We start from the raw sequence: 12,077 nt of genomic DNA on the forward strand, positions 1-12,077 counted from the left end.
GGCTTCTCCGCCTTTTTCACCGATTTCCTGATAGAATTCTTTGTCGTGATTTTTGCTTGTGGCTTCTCCGCCTTTTTCACCGATTTCCTGATAGAATTCTTTGTCGTGATTTTTGCTTGTGGCTTCTCCGCCTTTTTGACCAATTTCCTGATAGAATTCTTTGTCATGGTTATTGCTTGTAGCTTCTCCGCCTTTTTTACCTGCTTCTTCTCTGCTCATTTTGTTATTATCTTGTGCCATTTTTGAATTCCTCCTTTAATTGGTGTTGGTTGTTGGTTTCCCGATTTCAGAACTGCTAAACAAAGAAAACACATTGAATGTGTTTTCGGGTGGTTTTTTATCATTCTGTATCGTTCATGCGTTTTAGAATCCGGCGTTTTTTATAAAGCATGATGCCTGTTTCCGCGATGCTTTCTAAAGCTGAACGGTTGGCGGACGCGCCGAAGATGATGCCTGCGGCCGGAACCATTTGCAGCAGTTTTTTCGCGGCGAACGTATCGCGATAGCTGTAAACGACTTCCCGCCAGCCTTGGATTTGCGAGGCGACGCGCTGATAGGTTTGGTCGTTTTGATCATATTGCCGTAAATCTTGCAGGATCGCTTTTTTTCCGATGACGTCACTGGATGCAAGCTGAAGCAATTTGACGATAAACACGCGTTCTTTTTTGTCTTTCGGATCAAAGCCGTAAGCAACCGCGATGTCTTGCAGCGTCTTTAAGGACAGGCCGAGCATCGCCGGAATGTCTGCCGCAAGCGTAAACACGCCGCCGACTCCCGTTGCGGCTCCCTGCACCGTCGCGGCCTTTACGCTTGTACGCGCTATGGCTTCTGCGATTTCGTCCATGACGGCAAGCGGCGCATTGCGGATGTCGTGAAGCGTTTGACATGTACCGTGCGGCAGCCGTTTTTGAAACTTTTTCATGATGCGCTTTTCTGATGTAAGGTACTGTCCGCCTGACTGAATAAACGTTCCCGTTTCATCGAGTATGAGTCCGATTTTCCTCTGAATAAATTGCGGTGTCAGCTTGTCCAAAAGCTGAAACGGCAAGCGGGTGAATGTTTGCCAGAACATCGCCCTCTGCTGCGCCTTTTCCCATTTTTGAATGTCTCTCAGTTGTTTTTCCAGGTCTGTCCGCTCTTCTGTCACCCGTCCTGCACGTCCTTTCTGATTTCTTTCTACATAGTATACCTTTATGGCGTTTTCTTTTTACACCCGGCCGGACTTTTTATCCGGAAAACATTCCATTGTTTAATTTTCTTCAAATTCTATATATTGTATAATTTTGAATAATACGATTGAAGGAGAATGCTGTATGCAATGGATTTATTTAAGTTTAGCGATCATTTTTGAAGTATTGGGTACGGTCAGCATGAAATGATCAAATGGATTTACAAAACTTGTCCCAAGTATTTTATTGATATTGTTTTATATCGGCAGCCTTTGTTTTCTTACTTTGACTTTGAAATATATAAGTGTCTCCATCGCGTATGCGGTTTGGTCGGGAATGGGGATCGTGCTGATTTCCGTGATCGGAATTTTTTTCTTTCATGAACAGTTCTCTGTTATAAAAGCTGTCTCTGTTCTTCTGATCATCATCGGTGTCGTTTCCTTAAACTTTATTTCTGAAAGTGAAACGTCATCAAACGGCATCAGCGTTCATGCGGACAGAAACAGATGATGAAAGGGTTAAAGGTTCTCTTCTTCATTACAGATATTGGATTTATCGTTTATTGGATTGTTACTTTTTTTGAGTGGATTCCAAAAAACATGGTGTTTAAAGATTATGATAACGCCATGATAATGGCCTGGAACTGGTCATTCTTTCCCTTAGATATTTTCATTTCGATAACCGGGCTGTACAGCTTGTTTCTTTATAAACGGAAACATGCATTATGGCGCCCTTTCGCATTAATATCACTTGTGCTGACCTTTTGTTCAGGCCTGCAAGCGATTGCCTTTTGGGTATTTATCGGTGATTTTGATCTTATGTGGTGGGCATTCAATCTGTACTTGCTTCTTTATCCTTTATATTTTATTCGGAAATTGCTGGTCTCTCGTAAAAATAGCTGTCATTCTTTTTGATGAGGCGGTTTTCTTTTTCTTCAGGCGGGAAACACTTTTCATAAAGGAGTGATAGACATGCCTTGGTCTATGAAGGATTATCCGCAATCATTGAAGAATCTCGAGGAACCTGTGAAGAAAAAAGCGATCGAAATCGCGAATGCGATGGTGGATGAGGGTTATGAAGAAGGACGGGCCATTCCCATTGCGACAAGTCAGGCGAAAGAGTGGAAAAAAAACGCTTCTAAAGAAGAAATCGATCAGCTGATGAAACACGATGATGAAACGAAACGCGGAAATTGAATCGGAATAAAGGAAAAACCCCGCTCTCAAGAGAACGAGGTTTTTCTGCTTATAAACCGTAATAATAAGATAGTGTGGTGACTGAAACGTAGCCTGTCGCTCCTGCATACGTGACTTTCAGCCATTTATTGGAATTAGTGTAGTGGCCTTGAACATATTCTCCGGTGACCCAAGAACCTGTAATTTTTTTACCGCTTGAGAATGTTGTGATCGTTGAACAGCTGACCTTAGAGCATGAGCGCATATTAGCACCGTAAATGCCGACTGTACCCCCGCTGGCTAAAATGGAAACGTCCGGTTCAGCTTTAGGTTTGAAAGCTGCTGCTGATGCAGAGCCGCCAAAAGCGAATAAAGAAACAGCAAAAATCATGGCTAAAGAAATGATCGACAAACGACGTACCAAGAAAATTCCCCCTCTTTTATCATATGGCTGGAAAGCTTTCCTGACGTTATTATACTTTTTTGCCCGGGAAACTGAAATAAGTCTAATGCTCCAACTTCTTTTCTTCACTAGTGACCATGCTGATTCTTTTTTTGATAGATAACAGCCGTTTATTGGACTGGAATCACTGATATATCGTTGATTCAAACGTTTATTCAGAGCGGCCGGAGTTTTTCCGGAGGTCATTTGAATGGTACAGAAAGGTTTTATCTTCCAATGGAAAGAAACATTATTATTCTATTTACCCGGGAAAACGGAGGAAATACTGCGTCTTTTTCTCAGGATCAGTTGCACCGGACAGAAAGTTGTGAAGTGATATGAGCAAGTGTCCTCTTTTCATCTTTTTAAAAGAACGCTCAACGCATCCGCGCATGATCGGACGCGGAAACACGCTTTGCGAACGGCATCGCTTCTTTCCCGGAACGATGCCGTTTTCATTTTCGGACCTTTCTTCGGCGGGATACATACCATAGATAAAACAGGGCATCAATGTACCAGTTTATTGAACATAAAGAACTTGACATCTCATAATAGCGGATTTATGATGTAGATAAAATAATTTGCATCTAGGAAACTTTTTGTTATTTAGCTAAAAATCTATCAGAATTTAGGTGAGACATAATGAGCAAAGACATCTCAGCACAATCACTGCAAGCAAAAGCCGTGCAGGATGCACTTGACGGCAAAAGCAAGGGATTCAAGCGGCTTCTGCCTTTCTTAGGCCCAGCCTTTATCGCGGCGATTGCCTACATTGATCCGGGAAACTTCGCTACGAATATCTCAGCTGGTTCGAAATTTGGGTATATGCTGCTTTGGGTCATCCTCTTTTCAAACTTGATGGCTTTTTTAATCCAAGTTCTTTCCGCGAAGCTCGGCATTGCCACGGGTAAAAACCTTCCGGAAATCGCCAGAGACCGGTATCCGAAATGGGTATCCGCCGGGCTGTGGATACAGGGTGAACTGGTGATTATGGCAACTGATCTGGCAGAATTTATCGGGGCGGCGCTCGGGCTCAACCTGCTGTTCGGCATACCGATGGTTGAAGCGGCCATTATCGCGGCGATCGGATCATTCGCGATTTTAGAGCTGCAGCGCCGGGGTTACCGGGCGCTGGAAGCGGGCATCGCCGGACTTCTGTTTGTCGTGGTGATCGCCTTCGCTCTGCAAACCTTCTTTGCCAAACCTGACGCCGCCTCCGTTCTCGAAGGGCTGTTTATCCCGAAAATTGACGGAATGGACAGTGTGCTCTTGGCAACCGGTATACTCGGCGCAACCGTGATGCCGCATGCCATTTACTTACATTCCGCACTGACACAGCGCCGTGTCGTCGGAAAAACGGATAGTGAGCGGAAAAAGATTTTTAGATTTGAGACGATTGACATTCTCATCGCGATGGTGATCGCCGGGGCGATTAACGCAAGCATGCTCATCGTCGCTGCCGCGCTTTTCTTCAAGAACGGGCTGTATGTAGAAGATTTAGACGTGGCTTATCAGCAATTCGGCCACTATATCGGACCGGCTTCAGCCATTCTCTTCGGGATCGGGCTGCTGGCCGCAGGGCTTTCAAGCTCTTCTGTCGGCACATTGTCAGGCGATATTATCATGCAGGGCTTCATCCGTTACCGTATCCCGCTTTATTTGCGGCGTTTCATTACCATCATTCCGCCGATGATCATCATTATCTCGGGGGTCAACGCCACAGAAGCGCTCGTATGGAGCCAGGTCGTTCTTTCATTCGGCATCTCCTTTGCGCTCGTGCCGCTGATTATGTTTACAAGCAACAAACGCCTGATGGGCGCCCTGACGAACCGAAAATGGGTGACGGCTCTCGCCTGGCTGATTGCGGTTTTGGTGATCGCGCTTAATCTGTTTGTGATCTACGATTCATTCCGTTAGAAAAAAACCGGCCATCAGCGGCCGGTTTTTCTTTTGACGCCGGGTGCCGTTCGTATCTTTTTCCGGGCGTTTTTGGTATGATAGAAGAAAAATCGGAGTTTTGCTTATGTCAGTATTTATCCTTTTTTATCTGTGGATTGTGCCGATTGTCATCGGCATCTTCTGTTCTCTTTTTGCTTATCGGACAACGGGTAAGAAACGTCTGATTCCCGGCTTTGTGATGATCGCATTAAGTATCGTTTCCTTAATCACGGGGCTTTGGATCGGCGGTGTGAACTATCATGTGTTCATCGGAGGCATGTTTTTATTCGGTACGTTATTGGCCGGTTCCGCCTTCCCGTTTTTCTTCGCTCTCTCACGCAAACGAAAATAAACAGGCATGCCGCCTGTTTATTTTTTTACCTAAGCCTAACCGCTCCGATAATGTGATTCCGCCTCAAACAGCCTGTACATGCAGGCTCCAGCCCATGTTCTATTTCACAAAACTGCAGCTAAAATAAATCCTGCTAAAGAAGATTTTGAATTGCGAGAAAAATATCGTATTAAAATCCTATTTACCCAAAAAATACCTATTGATAGAATGGTATCTGAGAGGGAAAAATGTTCAAAGCGGATCATACAGGTCCCGCCTAAATACATAGTCTTTCATTTCTCTCTACACTACATTTCTAAAGGAGGATTTCCCATTAGACACGCAGCTAAAGGCATTCTGTTTGCCGCATCTTTAGCCCTTGTAACTACTGCTTTTGTCCCCGCATCCTTAGCTAAAGAAAATCATAATAATACTGCCAATGCCACTGGAACGACAAAATCATTTTTTTATCAGACTGATACGCAATTTTCCTACGGACTTAAAGCACAAAGCGATGCATCTGTGTCAAAACCAGTCAAAGATGCAATCAGAGAGGTGCTGAAAAATAAAACAAAATTATTCAATCTTGTTGAAAAATTAGCAGGAAAGAAAATAAGAAATGAACTCGAATCCGTTTTCAATGAACATATAGAACCGGTTTTAAAGAAAATGCTGAACGAGTATGTCGCCTTAAGCTGGACTGATGTGGAAAAGAATCTTTATCTCTCACTTAAAAAGTCCGGACTTTCTGACAGCCAGGCTAAAAACCTCGCTCATTTGACAACTTTAGCAATGAAAGCATTTTAAACTCATTCATAAATGATCAGCAGGAAAATACGTATGAAGTAATGCAAAGTGCTGTTAGATTCACTCTAATAGCACTTTTTCATTGGAGATTTCACATGACTGTCTTTTTTACTGTTTTGCTCACTTTCTTATGCTGCCTTGTGATTTCATCTCTTATTTTTATGATTCTATTAAAAAAAGAGATCGTGGATACACCGCCAAACCGCTTAGCTCATACAGCATTCATAGGGCTTATTGGATTCTCCCTGTTCTTCGCTATAACTGTACCCAGCCTGATTATTTGTTTTGCAGCTGTAACAATACATCATTTTTTCGGAGATTACATCATATATGATTCTCTTTCAGACTTATACATATTTTCTGTCGTCGTCAGTATCTTAGCTTTAGTTTATATGCTTATCCTTACGGCAATTGTTAAAGGAATGACTCATGTTTTGACATTGCCTGCTTGGTCAGCCTATATCCTTGAATTCATTTTTGCATGGGCTGCTGTTTACTTCTCAGTTCAATACGTTTCCAATCATATCATTGAGAACATATCTATATTTCAAGGCGGAGAAGTGCTTCTTTCATTGTTCATCACTTTCTTATTTTCGGGATTGGATATCCTTTTTACTAATTTGGATAAGATTTCAAAAGAGAAATTAGGCTAATAAGGGGGCAATGGGTATGAAGAGCATTAAATATATATCCTATTTTTCTATTTCTTTAGTTTTGCAGGTGGTATGGCTGCTACTAATAAAAGAAACCTCTAATCTATCTCTGATAGATATGATTACGGTGTCCTTTTTATTCACTCTCTTTATGTTCATCTTGGATCAAATTTTCAAAAAAAAGCGGACAAATTAGGGTCTGTTTTTTTATAATCCTAGGGCTTCTCTTTCATTTTGAAATTGCTCCGGATTTGGGGATGTTGCGGGAACCGTTCATTAATGTTTAACACCGGCCTCTGTAAAATACTTCTCCTTTTATATAACATCCTGACTTCTCCGTCATATATTCAAACGAAAAAACGGCAAAAGGGAGTAATGAAACATGATATTGTTTATTGGCAAGTTCATGTTGCTCTTTTTATTCTGCTCGCTGGCATATTATTTGTTTAAAGTTGTTTATTACAATATAGGGAAGAACATTGCGCTTAAAACCCCGGAAGGGACAAAGACAAACCGGACGGCACGTATGTTTGTCAAAAATGGAACTACACTGAATGATGGAGATTACTTTATGATCGCTGTTGTGACCGCTCTCTGGCTGTTCTTAAGATGAAACCGCGCTGATCCATCACGAGTTTTTTGATCAGCCATCGCTCGCCAGCTGCGGTTTTTCACAATCTCCGTTTCCGTTTAGGACGGTTATATGCAAGCCAAGTCGCTCAACAAACAAAAAAATAAACAGGCATGCTGCCTGTTTATCAAGCTGTCGAGATCTTCTCGATAGCTCCTTTGTTTTTCCTTGAATGATTGAAGAAAGGCTTAAAAATGGACGGCGTCTTTCTCATGCATGCATAGTTCAAGAAAACACTTCACAGCAAAACGGAAAGGTGAACGCAATACACGCAGCGGTCAAGAACCTTATGCGGCAGCGGATGTTGATTACTGGATAAGAAAAAGAAATCCCCCAGTCTTAAAAGGTGGAGGTCAAAAATTGGAGAACACTTTAAATATTTATAGCTTTTTCAGCGATGCGGAAAGTTCCAGAATCACTCATTTCAGCAATAAAAACATTTGTTACACTTAATAATCCAGTAAAAAGAATACCGATTAAAGCGGAGCTGATTATAACCTTCTTTATTATATAGCATCCGTAACCTTAAGGATTTGTGTTTGGGCATGTATAGTTTTCTTTAAAAAGGTTCTTCCCTCTGCATAGTTTCTCTTTTCAAAATGAAAGTCACCTAATTTTTCAGTCAGCTCTGCGAAATCAGACCAAAGGCGCTTCTCTTCTAAGTAGCGTCTATTGCCTTTTTAAAATTCTCTTCAGCGGCACTCAAACTTTCCCCTCTTAAATAAACTAAGCCTAAGTTATGAAAGATCACTCCGATAATTCTTTTCCCTTTTTCCTCATCCAACCCACGGGCGATACTTAATGCTTCCCGATAAACCGGAGATAAATAGCTCCCCGTCATCATAGCCTTCCACCTGAAAAATGTCGGCTCGGCACCTATTACAATAAACATAAATGTTAATGACAATGAATACAACAGCCATAATCCATACTTTTTTGAAGATGAGATACCCTAAAATCCCCAACAGAAAAGAAACTGCCGGAAAAATGATGAGAATGATATAAACAGGACTCAATGGCATGCTAATATAAACACCTTCAACTTATTTTAAAATTTCAAAACGTGCAATTTCCCACTCTTTTTTTGCTTTTAGCGGGATTGTTTTTACCTTTTTGCCTGATTTCAAATCATAAGACGTGATATCTCCAAGCTTGTTATCACGCTGGATATCAAAGTTTTTGAGTAAAACATACATCTCTTTGTCATTGAATTGAACATCATTCATTAATTTGTTATCATCCCCAGCATAAAAATCAAAAGATTTTTTCTTAACCATTTTTTTATCAAACACCTGCATCAACCCATCAAAAGAAACAGCTAAGATGCTATCTTTTAATATTTTCAATTTTGCAGGATGAAACCCTTTCTCCATCTCGACTTCTTTTTTTACCTTAAGAGTCTCTCTGTCTATTAATATGAGCTTAGAATTCTCTTTCTCATTCACGTTATCATTAACTGCCAGTACAAATGTATTTTCATCTAGAGCTTGGAATGCATCCTTTTCATCCATGAAGTATATCCCTTTATTCGGTACGGATGCCTTGTTCTCTTGCTTATTTGTCTCTGGGTTAATTGAAAGGATGGACATACTTTCTTCATCACTTGAAATGACATAAATTTTATTTTTAGCGACTATTGCTGATCCAAGTTCTCCGTTAAGCTTTATTTGTTTCTTGTTTTTTCGGCTGTTTCCCTTCCAATATACCAGTTCACTTTCCAGCCCTTTGTCTGTATATCCAACGTTAATGTCATGGATGATATAACCGTCAGAACTATTTATAAAGAAAGCACCTTCATCCTCAGTTGTTTTTGACAAACTCTTTTCATTTATTTTGTTTATTTTTCCGGTTTTATTGTCTATCATCAAGTGATTATTGCTTCTATTTGATGAGAAGAACGTATCGTTTTTGTTATATGAAGACATCGTGAAATTTATACCATCTTTCAATTCCAAGCTATCCATTTTAGTACCATCTTCACCGTAAACCCCAATCTCACTTCCCCTATCTAAAGTGTTAGAAAAACCAACAATAAATTTTGCATTGTCAATATCCTTTAATACAGTCTTTTTATTGCTGCTTCTTTCCTCTTTTTCATTCCCAGTTGGGATGAGACCGCAAGAGGTTGTGACTATCAGTATGCAAATGAAAATAAACAGGGTCTTAAGTCTATTCATATTTTCCTCCCTTTGAAATGACAAAACAACCGGTGCATCACCGATTGTTTTTGTCAATTTGTTTAACCCTTGTGATAAAAGATTGTTGTGTTATTGGATTTTACAAGCTCCATTGGTGTTACAACGGTGTCCCATTTGACATTGTCAATATCAATACCTTGGTTTTTCCAAGAACGCCAAGCTAATTGAGAACAATAAAATTTAGCAGTTGTCTTTTTATTCAAAAAGTTGAAATTATATTTCTTTTTATTATTTGCTTGCTTTTCCGCATATTTTGCAGCGTTTATATACTTATTGTTATTCGATCCTTTAACCCATAGACCATAAACTTTCTTTTTACTTCCCCAGTTATTATTATATCTGCGAACTCCATCTTGGTTTATAGGGCTCCAGCTTTTCGCCCATGCTTCAACTGTTTTTGATTTGTTAGTTGAAACAATCGCAGCATGTCCTACACCAATAGACCAACTTCCAGAATTAATTTCATAGCTTGTAAGAACATCACCTTTTGTACCTAACGCTTTTGCTGCAATTTGGTTCTTGGGCTGATATTCAGGCTCCTTGTATTTAGGAAGAACTTCATCAATTTGACCAGAGGCTTTCAATTCTTTGATTTCTTTTTGGGAATCCTTATACAAGTCTTCTGCATGTTCTTGTACATACGCATACTCTTCTTTACTCATTTCATAGAATTTCTGTACTTCCTCACTTGTCATGCCGGCATCTTTCATTTCCTGTATTTCCGTTTGGACTTTTTCATTAGTAAGTTGCGGAAATCCTTCAGCATGTGCACTTTTCCCAAATCCCAATCCTAAACCGGAAATCAACATAGTTGTAGAGAACATGGTGGTAAGTAAAAATTTAATCTTTTTCACATCAGTATCCCCCTACTATTGAATAATTTTTCCTTCTATTCTAAGATATAGGATGTAAATAAGGTTGTAAACACATTTTTTGAATTATTTGGGATATTTTAATCATTTCTATTGAGTGTATAATGTCACACAAAATCGGGACATGTAGTGCCAACTGAACTATAGGATTTGGGCTTTAAACAATGTTTACCAGGCAATGTGTTGTTTCACTATTTCTTCGTAAGGTTAACCTTCAAATTTTACATAAATTCACAATCATTCAAAATATCTTTCTCAACAAACATATTCTACCATTAATGCGAACCGCAATTCTATATACTTCTTTATTTTTATGAAATATATAGAATTGTGGTACAGCCTTATTAAAGGGTTGTTTCATTTATTTCAGAAGAGGCAACATTTTTTCTTTCGTTTTTGGCCTGTAAATGCCGTTATCAGACAGGCCATACATGGACTGGAACCGTTTGACTGCATTTGCTTTCTTCGGTCCGTAATAGCCTCTATTCTGTTGTTCTTTGCCCCTTTGTCCGGATAATAATAGAGAGCCGCTAACGCCGATTGAATTTGCTTTACGGACGTTCCCTTAGTTAAGGGGCTTTGTCACTTTAAAAATGTCTGGCGGCAGCGTGTAAGATGATGTCTTTTTACCGAATGGAGAGCTGGACGAGCCAGTCAGCTTTAATACTTGGCCAACTTTGATCAGGTTCGGATCCTTGATGCCATTCAAGCTTTGCAGGGTTGCCATGCTTACGCCTGACTCCTATGCAATGACGATAATATTCCGCCTTTTTTGACAGTGGACGTCGCCACCGGTCCTTTTTCCTGTTTTTGCTGATCAGGGGGGCTGACGGCGCTAATGTGCGAACCACGTTTGGCAGGAACTGTCCTGGCCCTTCAAAAGCTTTTTTTATCAGCCATCGCTCGCTAGCTGCAGATTTTATGATCTCTGTTACCGTTTCAGCAAATTTGAATATGATAGACTTCCTGTGTCCAAGCGGGCTCGAACGGCTGACCTCTTCCTTACCATGGAAGAGGTCAGTAAAACTGATAAGAACTAATCTTCTCAATAAATCAAGGCAGACAGCGAATACTGGCTGAAGCCCTTCGCTTGGCCGTAAGTGATTTTTCCCGGAAGCGGCGGCTCGTCGCCGATGACGGCATCGATGACGACCGGCTCATTTGAGTTAAGCGCTTCATGAGCATGATTCCGCCTTCTTATTTTTTCTTAGGCAACAAACCGATTCAAAACCAATTTAAAATATTGAATTTTTTAGAATAACTGTGTAAGTTTTGTATAACAAAAATTAAAAAAAGAGTGAGGAGGGAAACATTTGATAATCAGAAGCGCAGAACACTATGATGTAAAACAATTGACCGATTTAATGTATTTATATATCGTGGATTTTTATAAAAAACCTAAGCCACCGATTGAAAAGATACATCATTTGATTGAAATGTTATTTGAGAAGAACAGGGGTATTCAATTCGTTGCTGAACAAGATGGGGAACTTATTGGCTTTGCAACATTATATTTTAGTTTTAGTACGACGAAAGCAGATAAAATAACAATAATGAATGATTTATTCGTGGCAGAAAAAGCAAGAGGCACAGGAGCAGCCCAAGAACTGTTTAAAAGATGCGAAACTTTTACAAAAGAAAACGGGTATGCGCATATGTCATGGATAACTGCATCTGATAATTACCGTGCACAAAAGTTCTATAAAAAGATGGGCGGTTCTCTGGGAGATTGGCTGACCTATTCCATATAACCCGACATGACCTTATTGAAGAAAAAACTAAAATAAAAAGCCGGGCTTTTACTATGGCTTATCTGGGTAAATAAATAAAAATAAACAGGCATGCTGCCTGTTTATTTTTT

Annotated in this window: 12 protein-coding genes and 6 pseudogenes; 9 read left to right on the plus strand and 9 right to left on the minus strand. The window is 40.2% G+C overall.

Annotation, left to right across the window (positions count from 1 at the left end; translation table 11 throughout):
* Nucleotides 1–240 (minus strand): annotated as a pseudogene (gene gsiB, locus G9F48_RS19840) (glucose starvation-inducible protein GsiB); the annotation flags it as partial.
* Between the two features lie 100 nt (nt 241–340).
* A complete protein-coding gene (locus G9F48_RS17130) occupies nt 341–1,147 on the minus strand; it encodes an EcsC family protein (protein WP_156735908.1) in 807 nt (268 codons plus the stop codon).
* 166 nt (nt 1,148–1,313) lie between these two features.
* On the opposite strand from G9F48_RS17130, the pseudogene G9F48_RS17135 reads away from it, so the two are divergent.
* The 3 genes and pseudogenes from G9F48_RS17135 to G9F48_RS17145 form a co-directional block, all read left to right on the plus strand.
* Nucleotides 1,314–1,679 (plus strand): annotated as a pseudogene (locus G9F48_RS17135) (DMT family transporter).
* Nucleotides 1,676–2,083 carry a DUF5360 family protein gene (locus tag G9F48_RS17140; protein WP_070081391.1) on the plus strand — a complete coding sequence of 136 codons (408 nt, stop codon included), beginning with the start codon at nt 1,676–1,678 and terminating at the stop codon, nt 2,081–2,083. Before G9F48_RS17135 ends, G9F48_RS17140 begins: the two are co-directional and overlap by 4 nt.
* Before the next feature lie 57 nt (nt 2,084–2,140).
* Nucleotides 2,141–2,356 (plus strand): annotated as a pseudogene (locus G9F48_RS17145) (DUF2188 domain-containing protein); the annotation flags it as partial.
* A 58-nt stretch (nt 2,357–2,414) separates the two neighbouring features.
* Here the strand turns inward: G9F48_RS17145 and G9F48_RS17150 are convergent.
* Nucleotides 2,415–2,768, minus strand: a complete 354-nt coding sequence (locus G9F48_RS17150; RefSeq protein WP_007410203.1) for a hypothetical protein — start codon at nt 2,766–2,768, stop codon at nt 2,415–2,417.
* Nucleotides 2,769–3,425: 657 nt separating this feature from the next.
* On the opposite strand from G9F48_RS17150, the gene G9F48_RS17155 reads away from it, so the two are divergent.
* From G9F48_RS17155 to G9F48_RS17175, 5 genes are all read left to right on the plus strand, one after another.
* Nucleotides 3,426–4,703 carry an Nramp family divalent metal transporter gene (locus G9F48_RS17155; protein WP_088005335.1) on the plus strand — a complete coding sequence of 426 codons (1,278 nt, stop codon included), beginning with the start codon at nt 3,426–3,428 and terminating at the stop codon, nt 4,701–4,703.
* A gap of 106 nt (nt 4,704–4,809) precedes the next feature.
* Nucleotides 4,810–5,076, plus strand: a complete 267-nt coding sequence (locus G9F48_RS17160; RefSeq protein ID WP_015416855.1) for a hypothetical protein — start codon at nt 4,810–4,812, stop codon at nt 5,074–5,076.
* A gap of 78 nt (nt 5,077–5,154) precedes the next feature.
* Entirely contained in the window at nt 5,155–5,862 is a 708-nt protein-coding gene (locus G9F48_RS19640; RefSeq protein ID WP_238785823.1) for a hypothetical protein, read from the plus strand.
* Between the two features lie 95 nt (nt 5,863–5,957).
* On the plus strand, nt 5,958–6,515 hold the full coding sequence (locus G9F48_RS17170; RefSeq protein WP_165409848.1) for a hypothetical protein: 558 nt from the start codon (nt 5,958–5,960) through the stop codon (nt 6,513–6,515).
* Between the two features lie 382 nt (nt 6,516–6,897).
* A complete protein-coding gene (locus tag G9F48_RS17175) occupies nt 6,898–7,128 on the plus strand; it encodes a hypothetical protein (RefSeq protein WP_060563104.1) in 231 nt (76 codons plus the stop codon).
* Between the two features lie 676 nt (nt 7,129–7,804).
* Here the strand turns inward: G9F48_RS17175 and G9F48_RS19845 are convergent.
* The 6 genes and pseudogenes from G9F48_RS19845 to G9F48_RS20125 all read right to left on the minus strand — a co-directional run.
* Complete coding sequence (locus G9F48_RS19845) at nt 7,805–7,990, minus strand: hypothetical protein (protein ID WP_238785824.1); 186 nt, start codon at nt 7,988–7,990, stop codon at nt 7,805–7,807.
* A pseudogene (locus G9F48_RS20120) lies at nt 7,976–8,168 on the minus strand (DUF2651 family protein); the annotation flags it as partial. The gene G9F48_RS19845 and the pseudogene G9F48_RS20120, both read right to left, overlap by 15 nt.
* 21 nt (nt 8,169–8,189) lie before the next feature.
* Complete coding sequence (locus G9F48_RS17190) at nt 8,190–9,323, minus strand: hypothetical protein (protein WP_165409887.1); 1,134 nt, start codon at nt 9,321–9,323, stop codon at nt 8,190–8,192.
* A 62-nt stretch (nt 9,324–9,385) separates the two neighbouring features.
* Complete coding sequence (locus G9F48_RS17195; RefSeq protein WP_079898242.1) at nt 9,386–10,153, minus strand: YiiX/YebB-like N1pC/P60 family cysteine hydrolase; 768 nt, start codon at nt 10,151–10,153, stop codon at nt 9,386–9,388.
* Between the two features lie 424 nt (nt 10,154–10,577).
* Nucleotides 10,578–11,002: pseudogene (locus tag G9F48_RS19850) on the minus strand (peptidoglycan-binding protein); the annotation flags it as partial.
* Nucleotides 11,003–11,279: 277 nt separating this feature from the next.
* Nucleotides 11,280–11,396 (minus strand): annotated as a pseudogene (locus G9F48_RS20125) (hypothetical protein); the annotation flags it as partial.
* 133 nt (nt 11,397–11,529) lie between these two features.
* Here G9F48_RS20125 and G9F48_RS17210 point away from each other — a divergent pair.
* The gene (locus tag G9F48_RS17210; protein ID WP_165409849.1) at nt 11,530–11,967 is read left to right on the plus strand and encodes a GNAT family N-acetyltransferase; all 438 of its coding nucleotides are present in this window, start codon (nt 11,530–11,532) and stop codon (nt 11,965–11,967) included.
* The last annotated feature ends 110 nt before the right edge of the window (nt 11,968–12,077 follow it).

The organism is Bacillus sp. EKM420B, assembly GCF_011065565.1.
Lineage (GTDB): Bacteria > Bacillota > Bacilli > Bacillales > Bacillaceae > Bacillus > Bacillus velezensis.

Bases quoted from the DNA above. Each gene is read 5' to 3' on its own strand.
- G9F48_RS17140 (WP_070081391.1), top strand. From the start codon at position 1,676: ATGATGAAAGGGTTAAAGGTTCTCTTCTTCATTACAGATATTGGATTT.
- G9F48_RS17160 (WP_015416855.1), top strand. From the start codon at position 4,810: ATGTCAGTATTTATCCTTTTTTATCTGTGGATTGTGCCGATTGTCATC.
- G9F48_RS19640 (WP_238785823.1), top strand. From the start codon at position 5,155: ATGCAGGCTCCAGCCCATGTTCTATTTCACAAAACTGCAGCTAAAATA.
- G9F48_RS17170 (WP_165409848.1), top strand. From the start codon at position 5,958: ATGACTGTCTTTTTTACTGTTTTGCTCACTTTCTTATGCTGCCTTGTG.
- G9F48_RS17175 (WP_060563104.1), top strand. From the start codon at position 6,898: ATGATATTGTTTATTGGCAAGTTCATGTTGCTCTTTTTATTCTGCTCG.
- G9F48_RS19845 (WP_238785824.1), bottom strand. From the start codon at position 7,990: ATGATGACGGGGAGCTATTTATCTCCGGTTTATCGGGAAGCATTAAGT.
- G9F48_RS17190 (WP_165409887.1), bottom strand. From the start codon at position 9,323: ATGAATAGACTTAAGACCCTGTTTATTTTCATTTGCATACTGATAGTC.
- G9F48_RS17195 (WP_079898242.1), bottom strand. From the start codon at position 10,153: ATGTTGATTTCCGGTTTAGGATTGGGATTTGGGAAAAGTGCACATGCT.